Genomic DNA, 16823 nt, shown 5'->3' with positions numbered 1-16823 from the left:
ATACAGGAGGAAAAAAGGATGGTGTACGCAAGCATTGTAGCAGTATTGTTTGCCGGAGATTTTTTTCTAAAAAAACAGGTAGAGAGGCATATAACCAAGGAAGAACGAAAAGAAATCTGTAAAGGGAAGATTGTTATCCGAAAGTATTACAATCGAGGGGCTGCATTGAATCTCATGGAAAAGAGTCCAAAGCTTTTAAGAATTATTTGTGGTGCGATAATATTGATTCTGGGAATTGTCTGGTACCTGCTTTTACGAGAGAAGAAAAATCCAGGAATTCTTCTGGGAATCAGCCTAATCTTAGGCGGTGGAGCCAGTAATCTGTATGATAGAATTACCAAAGGGCATGTGGTAGATTATTTCAGTTTTCGGACACCTTGGGAACGGTTAAATCGAATTGTTTTTAATATATCAGATATGTTTATTTTTCTGGGAAGTATTTTGATTGTAATATTTGGAAGTAGAAAATAGTGAGACAGCAAAAAAAGAGGATGCATATACATCCTCTTTTTTCTAATCACTTGCGTTTCATCAATATCTTATATCTTAATAAAAAACCGAAATTTCTATATTAGAGACAAAGGTACATTGCGAAAACCCTGATTAATTAGCGTACTACAGTTACGTTTACTGCCTGAGGTCCTTTAGAACCTTCGGTAACTTCGAAATCAACAGTAGCGCCTTCTTCTAAGGATTTGAAACCCTCCATGTTCAATCCGGAATAATGAACAAATACGTCGTTTCCAGCTTCATCAGAAATGAAACCATATCCTTTTTGGTTGTTAAACCATTTTACTGTACCCTGCATGTCAAGTACCTCCAAAAAAATAATATATGCTGCCTTGCAACATAGCATTAGGATAGCACATTGCAGTGTAAAAGTAAAGGAATATTGTGAGAAATATTGTAAAATTTTTATAAAATTATGTCAAAGATTCAAATAAAATTTTATGATTCCTGAAAAAACGCATAATCATGTCATCCCATGCTTGGTCTAAAGATTTATCCATGGAAAAATTGCGATAAGAGATGCCTGTAGTGCATATGATTTCGCCTGCCTGATATCTTAAGTTCAGATACATTCCGGAGATATCCTCCGGCGCGAAGGAACTGTGAAGGGAAGCAAGCGTTTTCTTCTGATTTTCTTTAGATAATAAAAAAACAAATTTAAAAGAAACGGGGGTACGTTTTCCCTTAATAAAATCCAGACAGGAAGAACGTAAAAGGGAGAAGGGTACGTATGCTTCATTAGCTACTAAAGCATAACCGTCATCTTCCGGACTGAAAAAGTCTGCACATGCTTTACCATCTAAAATCATAGTGGCAAAGGTAGTAATAGAAGCTTCTGAGAGTAGGAAATGATCAAAAGTCTCAGAAAGCAGAAGTATATTCATAAATTCTTTTACATTGCTGATTTTCAGTACAATCATAAAACGTCTCCTTTTCGTGTTTATATTTACTATACCATGACAATTCTTAAAAATCTATGCAAATATAATGAAAGATTTCTTTGTAAAATAACACAAAATAAGTAAAAAAATAGAATAGAATGTAAAATTTTCCGAAAACACTTGACAATAAAAGAAAGAATGTGTACATTTGAAGTATAGATAGCATATATAGAGGTTCCGGAGAATACAATTGCTATATATGGTATTAAGACAACTTCATATGGTATCAGATAATATTACTATAATATAGGACAGGATGTGGAGAGATGAATCAGATTTGCAGCAAGCAGAACTACAATATTTACAAAGCTTCCGGAGGTTTTATTATTCATAATACCGCAAAGGAGTTTAAGGACGGTCACACCCATCTAAATAGTTTTAAATCAGCAAAATATTTGGTAGATTTAGCAATTCATAAAAGTATTCCTTATCATCTGGATCGATATCGTTTGATTAGTCTGGCAAGGATTACAGAGGACGAAGAGTATAAAAGAAAGATTTTGGAGTTGTTACAGAATAAAAGAGTAAAATCAAATTATGTAAACTGCGGAAGAAAAGCAGGATAAATATCGAAAGTGAAGTATTACCTTAATATATTCAACATGCAAGAAGGAGTCTGAACACAGAAAAGTGTCGGGCTTCTTTTTTATATTATGAAGAGTTCATACCTTAACGTCACTGTTCTGCCTTTGTTTATAAATATGAATATAAAAATACTTATGGGAAGTTCCAGATATTTTATATTCTGATTTTCTTTCAGATTTGATAAGGGCAAACCTAAAGCACTTTTGTGCATGTCTTATATTGCATTTGGAGAAAATGTATTTTCCTAAGTTCGTTGTCTGAGGTTTTTCCTTCTTCTGCAAAGAACCTGATACAAAAAATTGGATTTTCATATGGAGTCACACTTCTAGTCTTCTATACAGCAGCAACAAGAATGTTCGATAAGGGTATGCCAAAAGAACTCGGACAGATACACATTCAATACCATGTTTCTCTGTCCTCAAACATCTTTCTGGCATACCCATTCATTCTTTTATGCTGCTGTAAGAAGAACACAAAGTGTTCAACATATGAAAATCCAATTTTTTGTATTCAGGTTCCGTTGCATGAAGGGAAAAACCGAGTTTCGAATTAGGGAAATTAATATCATTCCTGCAAATGCAATATTTAGACATGCTAAAAAGTGTGTCTGGCTTTGTTCTTATCAAATCTGAATAAAATCAGAAATAGAAAAGATTTAACTTCCCATAAGTATTTTTATCTGGATACCTATAAAACAAAGGTCGAATAGCAATACGTTAATGTATGAAACTACTATAATACTAGAAAAAAACAGACATTTATAGTATAGTAAGAAAAGAATGATAAGAAACGGAAGTAATGCAGGAGGAAATTATGGCAGAGAAATTATTACAGTTATTAAAAAAAGGTACCAGTGCTGTTATGGTGGTAAAGGAAGCAGAACAGCAACTTGTGGAAGCAGGGTTTGAGGAACTGCATTTTTCTAATACCTGGGGCCTTACAGAAGGTGGCAAATATTATATGAAGCATCATGATACCACATTGTTTGCTTTTACAGTGCCTCTGCAGGTAGAATTTAAAGATGGTTTTCGGATTGCGGCAGCACATACAGACTTTCCATGTCTTAGAATTAAGCCTAATCCTGATGTAGTTACCAATGGATATGCGCAGGTAAATGTGGAAGTATACGGAGGAGCTATTCTGAACACATGGCTGGATCGTCCCTTAAGTATATCGGGACGCATGGCAGTAAAAAGTGATGATGTGATGCATCCGGATATGCGGTATATCAACATGGAAAAGCCATTGATGTCGATTCCAAATCTGGCAATTCATATGAATCGAGAGGTAAATAAGGGAGTCGAACTGAATCGTCAGACAGATATGCTTCCAATTGTGGGACTTTTGGAAGAAGAGTTAAATGAGAAACATGCATTTTTAGAATTTTTAGCAAAAGAAGAAGGCGTAAAGGTAGAAGATATCCTAGACTACGAATTGTGGGTATATTGTATGCAGGAGCCGGTAACCTTTGGGATGCAGGAGGAATTTATGTTGTCTCCGCGTCTGGATAATCTTACTTCAGTGCAGGCGTTGCTTACAGGTTTGATTGAAGGCAGACAGAGCTGCGGAATTAATGTGATTGCACTGTTTGACCATGAAGAAATTGGAAGTCATACCAAACAGGGGGCAGGTTCCTTGTTGTTATTGAATGTGTTAGAAAAAATTTGTGATAGCTTTGGGAGGACTATGGCACAGACAAAAGAGAGTATTTATGAGTCCTTTTTATTGTCTGTGGATGTGGCGCATGGACTTCATCCGAATAAAACAGGAAAAATGGATATTACCAATAAGCCTGTACTTGGCAAAGGTCTTTGCATTAAAGAATCATGTTCACAGTCATATGCAACGGATTGTGAGGCAATTGCTATTGTGGAGCAGATTTGTTGCAAGGCTGGAATTGCATATCAGAAGTTTGTAAATCGTTCGGATATGCAGGGCGGAGGCACATTGGGTTCCATTGCATCCAGCATTTTGCCAATACCTACGGTGGATGTTGGAGTTCCGCTTTTGGCAATGCATTCTGCAGTAGAAACGATGGGAAAAGAGGATATGGAGTCATTAACAGGATTGGTGCGAGAATATTTTAGCATCTAAATGAAGAAAGGGAGAGAATAAAGTGAAGGGAAAAAAGTGTTTGTTGCTCTTTTTGACTTTGGGGATTTTAAGCAGTCAGATAGTAGCATGTACAGAGATGACAAAGCAGCAGACTGGACAAGTAGAGCCGGAAAGCTATCAGACCGGGGCCAACGACGAGGCAGTAGAGGTATCGAAGATTTCTGATGGAAATTATGCCTATGAAGGACTTACGCAGGAGGAACGGCAGGTATATGATGAGATACTGTCTGTGATTTTAAATCATCGAGAGAAAATAACCCTGTCCTGTACTGATACAGAAATGATGCGTAAAGCGTATGCAGCAGTTTGTGCAGACTACGGTGGATTATTTTGGGTAAATGGCTATGTATTTACCAAATATACTCAGGGTGAAGAAACGGTAGGATTGGAATTCGCTCCAAGTTATACCATGACAGAAGAAGAACGTCAGCAAATCCAGCAGCAGATAGACAGCGTAGTAGACCAGTGGCTGGGTGGCATTTCTATAACAGACACAGATTATGATAAGGTAAAGTATATTTATGACTTGCTCAGTACCAATACAGAATATGTAGAAGGAGCAGAAAACAGTCAGAATATCATCAGTGTATTTTTGAATGGACAGACGGTATGTCAGGGATATGCCTGTGCAGTACAGTATCTGATGAAACAACTGGGAATTCCTTGTGTTATTGTGTCAGGAACGGCGCTGGGAGATGCTCATGCCTGGAATCTTTTTCAGATGAATGGAGAATATTATTACATGGATGTGACCTGGGGAAGAGGAAGGTATATTGAGGATGAGATAGAAAAATATTTTGTAGATTACAAATATATGGCAATGACTACAGAGGAAATGATGCGTAGCCATGTCCCGGATGCCCAGTTGAATCTGCCGGAGTGTACAGCGGTAGAAGATAATTATTACAGGCAGGAAGGAAAGTATATACAAGAGTGGAAACCGGATGTAATAGGGACATTTTTTTCAAAGGCATATGAAGAAAAAGGAATGGTTACACTTCGGTTTGCAAATCGACAATTGTATGACCATGCGGTAAGCTATTTTATAGAGGCGGGAAATATAGCGGAATATTGCCCGAATTTGGAAGAAATCAATTATATGACAGAAGAAGAATGGCTGGAAATAAGTTTTTGCTTTTTGGAATAAAAAAGGGCTTTTCAAAGCTGAATATTTATGCTAGTATTAAGTAGTATTTAAAACTACATAAAGAAATTTGAATATTTTATAATGTTATTTTGAATATCAAATTGGATGAGAAAGAATACTATATAAAGCAGAAATATTCAGGAGGAATACAATGAAATATAAAATTGTGGTAGATAGTTGTGGTGAGCTGCCGGTAAAGTTAAAGGAAGATGGACACTTTCAGACCGTATCCTTAGAACTTTTTGTAGATGATTATCATGTAGTAGATGATGAGAATTTTAATCAGAAGGAGTTTTTAAGAAAGGTAAAGGAAAGCCCGAATTGTCCCAAGTCCGCATGTCCTTCTCCGGAAGCATATGAGGAGGCTTATGACTGTGAGGCAGAGCATGTGTATGCAGTAACCTTGTCTGCACAGCTTAGTGGTTCTTATAACAGTGCAGAACTTGGAAGAAAACTGTATCTGGAGGAAAAAGGTGAAAAGAAAATACATGTATTTGATTCTAAGTCAGCTTCTGTAGGGGAAACATTGATTGCAATGAAGATTCAGGAGTGTGAGGAGGCAGGCTTAAGTTTTGAAGAAGTAGTTGCAAAAGTGGATGCTTATATAGCAGAGCAGAATACTTACTTTGTATTAGAAACATTGGAAACACTTCGTAAAAATGGAAGATTAAGTAATATAAAGGCATTTGTAGCAAGTGCTCTTAATATTAAACCGATTATGGGTTCCACACCAGAGGGAACTATTTGTCAGCTCAGTCAGGCAAGAGGAATGGGAAAAGCTTTGGATAAAATGGTTACTACCATGATGTCCAAAGTAAGGAATCCGGAGCAGAAGGTATTAGCAATTTCTCATTGTAATTGTCCGCAACGTGCACTGAGTGTAGTGGAAAAGGTGAAGAGTCTTGGGAAGTTCAAAGATGTGCTAGTGCTTGATACGGCAGGAATCAGCAGTATGTATGCAAATGATGGCGGAGTTATTATGGTGGTATAGAGAAAAGTAGGAAACAGGAGCATATTACAGCTTATATTTAGTTGTGATATGCTCCTGTTTTGTATTAATGTATGTAGTTTTTAGTCTTCTGGAACATAAGCGGCTTTTTCAAGAGCAGAGCGGATGGCATTTAACAGCACGGTAGAAGTATACTGGGTGTCTTCCCCATAAGAAATGTCATCCAGAGACTGTTTTTCATAAATCTGTTGTGTCAGGTTATCCAGTGCCGGCTGCATGAGGGGATACATGGCAGCAGTTGTTTCATCCAGATTTATCAGTGAGATGGAATTGATATGATTGGCATCTACCGCCACTTCCACGTCAATAGCGTTGTCGTTTAATTGTATGGAGGAGGTGTATACCCCCGCTACATACCGCATGGTTTCTTCTGTCTGTCCATTTGTTTTGTCATCCGGCAGGAACATAAAAATCAGCAGTAGAATCAGTAGAATTCCAAGTACGGCAAAAATGGCTGTATAAACCAACTCTTTCATATGCAGAACAACAATTTTGGTTTTTGAACTCACAGGAGTCCTCCTAAGAATCTGTTTGATTTACTATATGAAAAAAGAGGATAAAATATACTATTGACAATGGGAAAATTTTATAGTAATATGCTAAATGTGTCTCACAAATAAAATATGCGATAGTGGCGTAGTTGGTAACGCGCGACCTTGCCAAGGTCGAGACCGCGGGTTCGAGCCCCGTCTATCGCTCTAATAGCTAGGTGCTGAAATCCTTGAATTTACTGGGTTTCAGCATTTTTTATATTCTCTGGAATTGCTGAAACTGGTTAAAAGTTGGTTAAAAAATTTCGTGATTCCAGAGCCTGTTTTGCGACTGCTAAATTTGCACCTGTGTAATAATTTTTCTCTGCCACATCTGTAATATTGTTTCTACGGAAGGAGTGTGTTCCTTTTATCACACCTTCCACTTGTACAATGTTGAGCTTCTTGCACATCCGACGATAGAATTCATAAACAACATTATTCGTGATGACACCATTTTCCGTATCAGCAGGAAATAGAAATTCTGATTTTGGATAGAATCTGTCGTGTATGTCTTTTAATCGGGTCAGATAGTCTCTCAAATCATTTGTGATAGGAAATTATTTTATTGCGTTAGAAAATATGTATTTTTGTGATTATATAGAATTGCGAGAAGAACTGGAAGAAGAACTTAAGAATTGTCTTTTGTAGATATGGAATGACCTCTATTTTATGCATTATTATGGATGAAATAGAGGTTATTAAATGCTAGACTGCAATTATTTGTATTAAGCACTCTAGCACATAAAAAGAGAACCTCTATAAAGAGATTCTCTTCGAATACCACGCTGGTTATTTTGTTGCACCACATTCAGAACACTGGTAGCCGATTGTTACTACTTCGTCCCATGCTTCCTTTACGGTCACTGTTACGATGTTAGATACCCATTCTTGGTGTGTGATGGCGTCGTGGTGAATTTTTTCTGTACCAGTCTGTAGAGTTTTAGTTACATATTGACAACCTTCTGAATATGTATTGTAATGATAATCAATATGAGCATCTAATTCAGCCTGGTTATTAAACTTAATTACTGTACCCCTGTTATAACAAGTTAAGCAAAAACAACCACGTTCCATAATAGGTACTTCTTCATCATATGCTGCTTGGTCTACAACTGTCTCATAATGTCCCATATCAGACTGATACATTTCTGGCGCATGCCATATTCTTTGAGTTATTCCCACAAAATTATGATTATGAATAGGCATTTCAACTGCTGATTTTACTGGAAATGTACCTAATAAATGTCCGTCTGTCATATCCATGCTATAGTAAGTAATCCCATCTGTGATAAGTCCCCTCGCAACCATTCCATTCCAATGACAGAAAATAATTCGTCCCCATGGGTCAAAGAAAAATTTTCCTGCATTTAGCGTTCCGTCTCCATTTGCATATCCATAGTCTCGTCCATTGGCAAACTGAAACCAACCACTTTGTTCCATTGCTCCGTTTGCATTCAGATAATACACCTTATCTCCTACAAATGTAATCTGGTCTTTATAGAGATACCCCTGTGAATCAAAATAACAAGTATATCCTACACTTTGGCAATACTGAAATGCACCAAATACTTCATGTCCATAGGCATCCAGATAAATAATATGTTCTCCATCGGGATGATAAGTAAGTTTGTTTCTCATTGGAGTTCCATCCGCCTGTAAGTAATAGGTATATGTTCCGTCGAAGAAAAATGCATCTGTTACCAGTGTTCCGTCTGGGAGCGTGTAATGGATGCCATCCCAGTTTCCTCCTACTTGCATAATATTATAATGCGGAACCGTACGTCCACTTCCCTCTGCATGTACCGAAGTAGCAGTTCCCTGAAACAGTAATGTAATCGCTAATAAGGTTGCTAAAATCTTTTTTTTCATGTCATTTCCTCCATATCTTAGATATATAACTCTTTTCCATTGCTAACTTGGTATATTTTTCCTATTTCTCTTTATTATATATCGATATATAACATACTTCAATCTATAATCGACTTGAGTTTCCGTAATTTTCAGTAATAAAATGGTAAAATGTATCATTGAAAAAATGCAAACATAGTGATAGAATAAGAACATAAGTTCTATACAAAAAGTATCATAAAATTATATAATAACATATAGTAATGAATTTGAACATGATGTTAAATGAAAATTGCTGAAAATAAAGATAAATCTCTCGAACTTATTGAAAATTATGTTGAAAGTTGTAATATGTAAGAAAAAAGTTAGGAGAGAGCTTATGGCACAGACAAGAAAGATAAGAATTGAGTATTTTCAAGTTGTAAAAGCACCGATAGGAGGAAATGATTCAGGAAGGTTGTACAAATTAGAAAAATTGATATTGAAAGCTAATGAATTACCTCCAGAAGAAAGAATATTTCAGTATTACCAAGAAGAGGCACGTTTGGATAAATTTTTGTATAATAAAGTGGATGACTATTGGTATTTAAACTTTGTAAGATTAAGACAAACAAAGCTTCCGGTTAGAGCAAAAAAGACAGAAGAGGCTACATCAATGCATTTAGCAGAAGATGAATATATAGGTGAAGATGTAAGCGCAGTATATGATTGCAAAAATCATATTTTAGCATTACAAAGGAATCGTGATAGTTTGAGTGCCAATGGAATTGAGCAGTATTTAACAGAATTGTGTGGAGAAAAAGATAATGGTATTTTTTTACTACCTGTACCGATAAGAGGGATTAATGAAAAAATAAATCGTGCAAAAGTATTTAGGAAATTTACAATGAAATTTGCAACAGCAACTGAGTTGAAAAAAACGGATGTGAAGAATACATCATTTTCAAGGTTGTTTCAATATCTAGATAAATTTGAATCAAAAACAGCCACCTTAACAATTTCGCTTGGAAGGACTAGAAAAGGTACGTTAGATGAAACTACAATATATGAAGCAATAGATGATATCAACAATACAGACGGAATTGTAACTGGAGCAGAGGTTAGCGTAAAATATTCTGAAACAGATCCAGTAGATGTAATAGATTTATTTACTATGAAATACCATGATTTTATATTTTATAAAGTTGAAAAACGAGAATCTATAGAGTTCAGTGATTTGGTTGAACAAATACACATGAAGTATAATAGAAGCAAGGAAGATATTTTAAGAGCCATAAATGAATAAAATAGAGTGGAGGTAGCAGATAATGGAAAAAGATGATAAAAGGTCTTGGATAATAGAAAATTTTTATCCACTTGTTATTTCGATAATTATATCTGTTGCCTGTAGTGTAGTATTTCGTAATATAAAAATAGAGGATGATGTAAATTCTATTCTTAGCGCTGTTCTGAATTTTACAGCAATTATTATAGGTTTTTTAGGTGTAGTAATATCAATTCTATTTGGTTCACCGGTAAATAGTATTGTTGTATTGGTTATGGGTGATAGCAGATATAAAAAGTTGCTAAAAAGATACTTCTTTAGTGCGATAATATCAGGATTTATACTGATATTATTTACAATTATTATTTTTTTTCGTGTTACAATAGATGCTATGTTTGAAAATGTAATTAATCTGATACATTTCATTCTTAAATATGGGTGGTTATTTTTTCTTGTATATTTCTCTTTATCATCATATAGGGTTATATCAGTTATAATGAAGATTGCATTTAGAGATAACCCAGTAATAAAAGAGGATGACGAAGAAATAGATGAGGAGAAGTACGAGAAGATGAAGAAAGAAAAAAATATATCCAAGTAAAAGAAAAAGTAATCTACGCCCTGGTTCCCCGGGGCTTTTCCATTCCTACGGTAGCGAGCCGGAAAAAACTAATATTCCGTGTTGCATTGTGTTGCAAATTACTGTTTTTCTACTTAATTTAATGGTAATAAAATTATTTTACTGATACAAGAAAATCTAGTAAATAAGCAATGTCATTAACATGATAGCCCTTTTTGTAAACACTTTTTGTTGATGTGCTTTCTGAACCATCCCGGACTATGCCGAGAGACTCAAACTGATATCCATCAGGTTTTACAACATCACTGTCATAGATATGAATGACTGGATCTGATGGAATCCACTTTTTAATTAACTGAAGATAAGAAGCAGCTGCAACCGCAGGAGTAGCTTTTTCAAGGTGTCTGGATAAACGGTCAACAATGTTGATCTTTTTGGAAGGTTCGTGGAGCTGATCTGCAACTTCTGTTAACAGACTTATGACGATGACTGTGAAAACGGGGCTTTGTGGATAAAAGTACGGAAACTCAAGGAGGTTCATCTATACATTCTCTCTTTTTTGTGATAGTATATTAAATAAAAAACGCTTGTTTTTATGAGAAAGGATGATGTACTATGGATTATTTATTTTATAGCGTAATTGGTAAACATGCTGATGAGACCGTTGATGAGATAATTGAACGAAAAGCAGAAGAGATTCAAAAATGTGGATTTGGTTTATGGTCTGCAAAAATTGATAAGAAATCAGTAGAACAGGTATGGCAGTTAAATGAAAATGATGAAGTGTTTGTGTTATGTAAAGTAAATAAAAAGGCTAAGGATCCGGTTAAAACTGATAAAATCACCACTGCGAAGAAAATGTTTGGCCCAAATGGTGAAATGAATATTCCTGATGGAATTAAGACAACGTATACTGAAGGAAAGAATTATCAAGCATATGTGGTTGAATCTTATGAGATTTTAGACGAGGAAATCGATTTTGATTTTGGACCCTATGAAACTTTGAGAGCAGATAATAACACACAATCTTTTAGTGAAAGGTTTAGATGTTTGCAATTTCAAAATACTTTTGGAAAAATAAATTGTTCTATAGAGGAAACATGTAAAAAGAAAATAGGTGTAATAATGAAGCTAAAATATCCATTTGTAGTTAATATTTTATAATTGAAGTATGAAATATATCAGTGTATAACTAGGAATAATGTACCAATTAAGGTATAAAAAGATTTGTGTCTATATCTAGAATACAAGGAGAAAATGAGATGAAAAGGAAAATTTTAGCAATTTTATTAGCGACTGCATTATTGTTTCAAGGAACTGCCACTTCAGTACATGCAGAGGGAAGTGGTCGAACAGTTCCACATTACAATATTACAGAAGTAGGAGGAAACTGGGATGGCATCCATTACACGCTCCCAGACGGAACACTGGTAACAGATGCATTTTTCTTCGATGGAACATATACCTATTACTTACAGGCAGATGGAACTCCGATGAGAAACAAACTTACTTATCATCCTGATGGAGAACATGTCATTTATCTGGATGCCTATGGACATGAAGTATTTGGTGCATTTCAGTATTGCCAAAGTGTAGGATATACTTGTTATTTTGATTCACAGGGGTATCTCTATAAAGACCAGATTACATTTGTAGGAGATAAGGTGTATTATCTGAATGCAAACGGAGCAATGGAACAAAGTGGTTGGTTTCAGTTTGCCAATGGACGAGACTATGGATATGCAAATGGAGACGGAACGCTAAATGCAGGAAAATTTTTCTTTGACCCATGGGGACGAATTATTTTCTGTCATTGGAATGGAATGGTTGCGAGGGGACTTATCACAGATGGGATTACTTACTATAGCATGGATATGACAGACGGACATTTATTAGGTACATTTCCAGTAAAATCAGCAGTTGAAATGCCTATTCATAATCATAATTTTGTGGGAATAACTCAAAGAATATGGCATGCGCCAGAAATGTATCAGTCTGATATGGGTCATTATGAGACAGTAGTAGATGAACCAGCGTGGGATGAGGAAGTTCCTAAATCTATTAAGCATAGAAATGTCTGTATGACATGCTATAGAAATAGAGGGGAAGTAGTTTATTTCGAAGGGTCTGATGGGGTTCAGAGATTACATGACCATATTAGTTGGCATTATAATATGGGTGAATATTCAGTTCAAACAGTAGATTATCCACAAATAGGTACAGAAACAATCCACCACGAAGCTGTGACTCACCAAGAATGGGTATCCAACATCGTAACAGTGACCGTAAAGGAAGCATGGGACGAAGTAGTAACAATCGGCTATCAGTGTAGTGAATGTGGTGCAACAAAATAACCATGAATATATATAGGGAATCTCTTATTAGGGGATTCTCTTTTTTGTAGTTGTAAAGTAGTAATCAAGGGATATTCCAATAAAGTGCATTGGAATGTCCCTTTTCCCATGATGGGGGATTGATGAAATTTACTACCGCCAGTAAATCCCCACTCTGCGAGTGCCTACGGTAAAGGGATTGACAGGCTCCTATGGCAAACATTGAAAATCTGGTTAAAACTTAATGTGGTTAAAAATTGGTTAAAATCAGAGAACGAAGATGTACGAAGCTCCTTTCTTTCCTAAGATTGGTACTTTTTTGCTAATCGGGTTCGAGCCCCGTCTATCGCTCTCCAAGAGCCCAGTAAATACTGGGCTCTTTATTATATTAATACCGTATTAATACTAGTCGCGTCTATCACGGCGGTCGTCACGTCTATCGTCTCTGCGGTCGTCACGTCTGTCATCTCTACGGCCATCACGTCTATCATCTCTGCGGTCACGGTCGCAACGGCATGGAGGACAGCCACGCCAGCGGTCAAAATCATTCGGCATAGGAAATCTTCTTTTTCTTTTAGAATATGACAAAGAAATAAGGGTGTGACAGTGAATTAGTATCGAGAGTAGTAGATTGGTTTTAGCATTTCTTGTGTAAAATCTTCGTAAAATCCCAGACTTTGTAAAATCCTCTGTGCTATAATGAAAAAAGAAAAAAACGGAGCAATGCTACGCAAAAGACGGAGGAGAATTATGTGGAAGATTGAATTGAAGGTACACTATCCCAAACTTAGTAAACAGCAGCAACAAGTAGCGGATTATTTATTGCAGCAGGAGGAACGAGCTGGAACCATGACGATTCGGGAATGTGCCAAGGGAGCAGAAGTCGGGCAGCCCACTGTATTACGGATGCTGAAAGTATGTGGGTATGAGAGCTGGTCTGCTTTTCAGCATGAGGTTTGGAAAAACATGGGACAGAAAGAAGAAGGAACGGTTCTTGAGATTGCGGAGGGATTTCGGAAAAGAGGGGAAGGACGAAAGGAAAATGGTGTTCTTCAGATTATTCGAGATGATATTCAGATGATAGCGGATATGGCAGGTCATTTGGATATGAATCAGTTGAATCAAGTGGTAAAAATTATGAAAAGGGCAAAAATTATTGATGTCTATGGAACAGATAATTCAGCAAATGCAGCAGCAGAACTTTCAGGAAGACTTTTACATCTGGGACTTACCAGTAGGAATTATTCAGATTTATTTTTTCAAAAAATTAGTGCAGGACATTTGGGAGAGAAAGATGTGGCAGTGAGTTTTTCCATTTCGGGAGAAACCATAGCTGTTATCGAGGCGTTAAAGGCAGCGAAGCAGTGTGGAGCAGTTACAGTAGCGGTAACAGGAGATGCAGAATCAACATTGGCAGAATGTGCAGATTATGTATTTGTAACTCCCACCATTTATGCACATGAGGTCAGCAGATGGATAGCATCCCGGATTTCACAGATTGCATTTGTGGATACACTTTGTGCAGCCATTATGGAAAGTGATATGGAACGTTTTAGTGAGCAGCTTAGTAAATCTACCAGGGAATTTGAAGAGGATATTTCGGAGCGTGCAAAGCAAATGGAATAAAGAACAGTAAGAGGAAAAGTCGGAGCATTGCTCCGATTTTTTCTTGGTTTTAGGCAAAATTCGTTTACCAAGATTTTACATAGATTTGATGATTGCTCTAAAAAAGATGTGTTATTATGCAGGACGTGAAAGGAAAATGACAGAAAGGAACAGTCATGCTGAAGAAAATCTTGAAAGACTCTTTGCCTACGATTGTTTCTCTGACTTTATCTGGAATGTATAGTGTGGTGGATGGTCTGTTTATTGGAAAGGCCACCGGAGATATCGGATTGGCAGCAATAAATATTGCATGGCCTATTACAGCAGTGATTACAGCAATTGGCATTGGAATTGGAGTCGGAGGAAGTGTTCTGATTTCTCATTCCAGAGGACAGGGAGAACAAGAAGAAAGTCAACGGGCAGGAAATAATACAGTTACACTGCTGACAGTGGCAGGTGTAGCTATTACAATTTTGCTTTTGGTGTGCTACCAAGAGATTTTAAAAATATTGGGTGCACAAAATGTAGTATATGAGGAAGCGGAGAAATATAGTGAGATTATAGTAAAGGGCAGTATTCTTCAGATATTGGGAACCGGTATGCTTCCCATTCTTAGAAATATGAATATGTCAGTGGCTGCTATGGTAAGTATGATTACAGGGTTGATTGCCAATATTAGTGTGAATTACTATCTGATGTTTGAACAGGGACTTGGGATTCAGGGAGCGGCCTATGGAACTGTGATTGCGCAAGGAATTGTAGTTTGTATTAGTATGATTCTTTTGTGGAGAAAGCAGAAGGTGAAGCCTTATCTGGAAAGGCAGTTATGCAGTAACATCATAAAGACAGGAATTACAGCATTTGGAATGTCCATAGCGCCGTCTGTTACACTGATTTTTACGAATTGGCAGTGTCTTGTTTACGGAGGAGAAGAAGCAGTAGCGTGTTATGCAGTCATATCTTATATTACCTTTCCGGTGCAGTATATGTTATCCGGAATTGGAGATGGGACTCAGCCATTAATGAGCTATTATTATGGAGCAGGAAAACAGGAAGAAGTAAAACAGATTCGAAAAATTGCTTATATGCTTGCGTGTATCATTGGAGTAACAGCTACAGTATTAACAGTAGGATTATCTTCGTACATAGGAAGATGGTTCGGCTTGTCCGGTGGAGCTTTGGGGTATTTTTGGACAGGAATGAGAATCAGTGCATCAGCTTTTCTTTTGCTTGGATTTGTAAAGTTTAATACGGCATATTTGAATGCTACCATGCAGACAAAAAAGGCGGTTTTTCATACTTATGTAGAGAGCTTTCTGATTGCGCCGGTGTTATTGTATCTTTTTCCGGTATTTGCAGAAATCAATGGAGTATGGATTGCCTTTCCGGTAACGGCGGGATGTATGCTTCTTATTTATAAACTGATTTTAGTGATAGAAAAACGAGGAAGGATAAGAAATGAAAAGGAAATTGACAGTAAAGAAAATAAGTAGTGCGTGGTTGTTTGTAATTCCGGCACTGATACCTTTGATTGTATTTTGGATTTATCCTATTTTGAGATCCATATACATTAGTTTTACCGATTGGGACTATATGTCTCCAAACTATAATTTTGTATTTTTTGATAATTTTATAGCATTGTTCAAAGACCAGCGTTTTTATGATGTTTTGTGGAATACGGTAGTATTTACTATTGGAACCTTGATTCCAACAATTGTGCTGGGATTGTTATTGGCATTGTTGATGCAAAAGTCTTTTAAAGGAAGTGGAATTATTAAATTCATTCTTTTTTCGCCATGGGTTACACCGACCGTTGCAGTTTCCATTGTATGGACATGGATTTATGATCCAAGTTCCGGTATCGCCAATGCCATACTGGACTTTTTGGGGCTGCCGGGACTTCAGTGGATTAAGAGTTCGCAAACGGCGATGATTGCCGTAATTATTGTAACGGTCTGGAAGAGTCTTGGATATGCTATGATATTTTATTTATCAGCGTTGGAAAAGGTGCCCAAGGAACTCTATGAAGCAAGTGGAATGGACGGAGCAAAGAGCTGGCAGAGATTTCGGGATGTGACCATTCCGTGTATCTCACCTACCACTTTTTTCCTAATGATTATTACCATGGTCAATTCTCTTCAGGCATATGACCAGATTCAGATTTTGACCCAGGGAGGACCTTCCGGTAGCACCAGAACGTTACTCTATATGTATTACCAGTTAGGATTTGAGGAATTTAACATGGGACAGGCAACTGCGGTAGCCATTGTGTTGATTCTGATTACCGTGCTGCTGTCTGTGGTTCAATTCACCGGTTCTAAGAAATGGGTACATTACTAAAGAGGAGGCGGAA

Annotated in this window: 18 protein-coding genes and 1 tRNA gene; 13 read left to right on the top strand and 6 right to left on the bottom strand. The window is 36.7% G+C overall.

The window, feature by feature from the left end; all coding sequences use genetic code 11:
• Positions 1–18: 18 nt before the first annotated feature.
• The gene (locus tag BIV20_RS11420) at positions 19–471 is read left to right on the top strand and encodes a signal peptidase II (RefSeq protein WP_075720854.1); all 453 of its coding nucleotides are present in this window, start codon (positions 19–21) and stop codon (positions 469–471) included.
• Positions 472–607: 136 nt separating this feature from the next.
• Here BIV20_RS11420 and BIV20_RS11415 read toward each other — a convergent pair whose 3' ends face one another.
• Complete coding sequence (locus BIV20_RS11415; RefSeq protein ID WP_075720853.1) at positions 608–808, bottom strand: cold-shock protein; 201 nt, start codon at positions 806–808, stop codon at positions 608–610.
• Positions 809–923: 115 nt separating this feature from the next.
• A complete protein-coding gene (locus tag BIV20_RS11410) occupies positions 924–1430 on the bottom strand; it encodes a DUF5721 family protein (RefSeq protein WP_075720852.1) in 507 nt (168 codons plus the stop codon).
• A 287-nt stretch (positions 1431–1717) separates the two neighbouring features.
• On the opposite strand from BIV20_RS11410, the gene BIV20_RS11405 reads away from it, so the two are divergent.
• The 4 genes from BIV20_RS11405 to BIV20_RS11390 all read left to right on the top strand — a co-directional run bounded on the left by BIV20_RS11405 (position 1718) and on the right by BIV20_RS11390 (position 6289).
• A complete protein-coding gene (locus BIV20_RS11405) occupies positions 1718–2017 on the top strand; it encodes a hypothetical protein (protein ID WP_075720851.1) in 300 nt (99 codons plus the stop codon).
• Between the two features lie 817 nt (positions 2018–2834).
• A complete protein-coding gene (locus BIV20_RS11400; RefSeq protein ID WP_075720850.1) occupies positions 2835–4130 on the top strand; it encodes a M18 family aminopeptidase in 1296 nt (431 codons plus the stop codon).
• Between the two features lie 22 nt (positions 4131–4152).
• Entirely contained in the window at positions 4153–5298 is a 1146-nt protein-coding gene (locus BIV20_RS11395) for a transglutaminase domain-containing protein (protein ID WP_075720849.1), read from the top strand.
• A 151-nt stretch (positions 5299–5449) separates the two neighbouring features.
• Positions 5450–6289: a DegV family protein gene (locus tag BIV20_RS11390; RefSeq protein WP_075720848.1), complete on the top strand. Its 840-nt coding sequence runs from the start codon at positions 5450–5452 to the stop codon at positions 6287–6289.
• A gap of 80 nt (positions 6290–6369) precedes the next feature.
• On the opposite strand, the gene BIV20_RS11385 is transcribed toward BIV20_RS11390, so the two are convergent.
• Positions 6370–6816: an FMN-binding protein gene (locus BIV20_RS11385; protein WP_075720847.1), complete on the bottom strand. Its 447-nt coding sequence runs from the start codon at positions 6814–6816 to the stop codon at positions 6370–6372.
• 116 nt (positions 6817–6932) lie between these two features.
• Between BIV20_RS11385 and BIV20_RS11380 the strand changes: the two genes are divergently transcribed.
• A tRNA-Gly gene (locus tag BIV20_RS11380) sits at positions 6933–7005 on the top strand.
• A gap of 624 nt (positions 7006–7629) precedes the next feature.
• On the opposite strand, the gene BIV20_RS11375 is transcribed toward BIV20_RS11380, so the two are convergent.
• Positions 7630–8709, bottom strand: coding sequence for a hypothetical protein (locus BIV20_RS11375; protein WP_075720846.1), 1080 nt, complete (start codon positions 8707–8709; stop codon positions 7630–7632).
• A gap of 358 nt (positions 8710–9067) precedes the next feature.
• Between BIV20_RS11375 and BIV20_RS11370 the strand changes: the two genes are divergently transcribed.
• Both BIV20_RS11370 and BIV20_RS11365 read left to right on the top strand, forming a co-directional pair.
• Positions 9068–9973: a DUF6731 family protein gene (locus BIV20_RS11370; RefSeq protein WP_075720845.1), complete on the top strand. Its 906-nt coding sequence runs from the start codon at positions 9068–9070 to the stop codon at positions 9971–9973.
• Between the two features lie 22 nt (positions 9974–9995).
• Positions 9996–10553: a hypothetical protein gene (locus BIV20_RS11365; protein WP_075720844.1), complete on the top strand. Its 558-nt coding sequence runs from the start codon at positions 9996–9998 to the stop codon at positions 10551–10553.
• Between the two features lie 133 nt (positions 10554–10686).
• Here the strand turns inward: BIV20_RS11365 and BIV20_RS11360 are convergent, their stop codons facing one another.
• Positions 10687–11073 (bottom strand): hypothetical protein, encoded by a 387-nt coding sequence (locus BIV20_RS11360; RefSeq protein ID WP_242939825.1) that lies wholly within the window; start codon positions 11071–11073, stop codon positions 10687–10689.
• 74 nt (positions 11074–11147) lie between these two features.
• Here BIV20_RS11360 and BIV20_RS11355 point away from each other — a divergent pair, with 74 nt between their 5' ends.
• Together BIV20_RS11355 and BIV20_RS11350 are read left to right on the top strand one after the other, a co-directional pair.
• Positions 11148–11696, top strand: coding sequence for a hypothetical protein (locus BIV20_RS11355; RefSeq protein ID WP_075720843.1), 549 nt, complete (start codon positions 11148–11150; stop codon positions 11694–11696).
• A 98-nt stretch (positions 11697–11794) separates the two neighbouring features.
• Positions 11795–12886 (top strand): hypothetical protein, encoded by a 1092-nt coding sequence (locus BIV20_RS11350; RefSeq protein ID WP_075720842.1) that lies wholly within the window; start codon positions 11795–11797, stop codon positions 12884–12886.
• Between the two features lie 362 nt (positions 12887–13248).
• Here BIV20_RS11350 and BIV20_RS11345 read toward each other — a convergent pair whose 3' ends face one another.
• Positions 13249–13413, bottom strand: a complete 165-nt coding sequence (locus BIV20_RS11345) for a hypothetical protein (RefSeq protein ID WP_192848880.1) — start codon at positions 13411–13413, stop codon at positions 13249–13251.
• Positions 13414–13615: 202 nt separating this feature from the next.
• Here BIV20_RS11345 and BIV20_RS11340 point away from each other — a divergent pair, with 202 nt between their 5' ends.
• The 3 genes from BIV20_RS11340 to BIV20_RS11330 all read left to right on the top strand — a co-directional run bounded on the left by BIV20_RS11340 (position 13616) and on the right by BIV20_RS11330 (position 16810).
• Positions 13616–14491, top strand: coding sequence for a MurR/RpiR family transcriptional regulator (locus BIV20_RS11340; RefSeq protein WP_075720841.1), 876 nt, complete (start codon positions 13616–13618; stop codon positions 14489–14491).
• A 155-nt stretch (positions 14492–14646) separates the two neighbouring features.
• Entirely contained in the window at positions 14647–15963 is a 1317-nt protein-coding gene (locus tag BIV20_RS11335; RefSeq protein WP_075720840.1) for an MATE family efflux transporter, read from the top strand.
• The gene (locus BIV20_RS11330) at positions 15929–16810 is read left to right on the top strand and encodes a carbohydrate ABC transporter permease (protein WP_143524540.1); all 882 of its coding nucleotides are present in this window, start codon (positions 15929–15931) and stop codon (positions 16808–16810) included. The genes BIV20_RS11335 and BIV20_RS11330 overlap by 35 nt, the downstream gene beginning before the upstream one ends.
• Positions 16811–16823: the final 13 nt, after the last annotated feature.

This window comes from Roseburia sp. 499 (genome assembly GCF_001940225.2).
Lineage (GTDB): Bacteria > Bacillota > Clostridia > Lachnospirales > Lachnospiraceae > Petralouisia.
Note: the sequence above shows the minus strand (reverse complement) of the source record. Positions and strands in the feature narration are given on the sequence as shown.

Excerpts from the sequence above, each read along its gene's own strand:
- BIV20_RS11335 (WP_075720840.1), top strand. The coding sequence starts at position 14,647 with ATGCTGAAGAAAATCTTGAAAGACTCTTTGCCTACGATTGTTTCTCTG.
- BIV20_RS11410 (WP_075720852.1), bottom strand. The coding sequence starts at position 1,430 with ATGATTGTACTGAAAATCAGCAATGTAAAAGAATTTATGAATATACTT.
- BIV20_RS11355 (WP_075720843.1), top strand. The coding sequence starts at position 11,148 with ATGGATTATTTATTTTATAGCGTAATTGGTAAACATGCTGATGAGACC.
- BIV20_RS11420 (WP_075720854.1), top strand. The coding sequence starts at position 19 with ATGGTGTACGCAAGCATTGTAGCAGTATTGTTTGCCGGAGATTTTTTT.
- BIV20_RS11405 (WP_075720851.1), top strand. The coding sequence starts at position 1,718 with ATGAATCAGATTTGCAGCAAGCAGAACTACAATATTTACAAAGCTTCC.
- BIV20_RS11340 (WP_075720841.1), top strand. The coding sequence starts at position 13,616 with ATGTGGAAGATTGAATTGAAGGTACACTATCCCAAACTTAGTAAACAG.
- BIV20_RS11365 (WP_075720844.1), top strand. The coding sequence starts at position 9,996 with ATGGAAAAAGATGATAAAAGGTCTTGGATAATAGAAAATTTTTATCCA.
- BIV20_RS11375 (WP_075720846.1), bottom strand. The coding sequence starts at position 8,709 with ATGAAAAAAAAGATTTTAGCAACCTTATTAGCGATTACATTACTGTTT.
- BIV20_RS11330 (WP_143524540.1), top strand. The coding sequence starts at position 15,929 with ATGAAAAGGAAATTGACAGTAAAGAAAATAAGTAGTGCGTGGTTGTTT.
- BIV20_RS11350 (WP_075720842.1), top strand. The coding sequence starts at position 11,795 with ATGAAAAGGAAAATTTTAGCAATTTTATTAGCGACTGCATTATTGTTT.
- BIV20_RS11370 (WP_075720845.1), top strand. The coding sequence starts at position 9,068 with ATGGCACAGACAAGAAAGATAAGAATTGAGTATTTTCAAGTTGTAAAA.
- BIV20_RS11345 (WP_192848880.1), bottom strand. The coding sequence starts at position 13,413 with ATGATTTTGACCGCTGGCGTGGCTGTCCTCCATGCCGTTGCGACCGTG.
- BIV20_RS11415 (WP_075720853.1), bottom strand. The coding sequence starts at position 808 with ATGCAGGGTACAGTAAAATGGTTTAACAACCAAAAAGGATATGGTTTC.
- BIV20_RS11360 (WP_242939825.1), bottom strand. The coding sequence starts at position 11,073 with ATGAACCTCCTTGAGTTTCCGTACTTTTATCCACAAAGCCCCGTTTTC.
- BIV20_RS11400 (WP_075720850.1), top strand. The coding sequence starts at position 2,835 with ATGCAGGAGGAAATTATGGCAGAGAAATTATTACAGTTATTAAAAAAA.
- BIV20_RS11390 (WP_075720848.1), top strand. The coding sequence starts at position 5,450 with ATGAAATATAAAATTGTGGTAGATAGTTGTGGTGAGCTGCCGGTAAAG.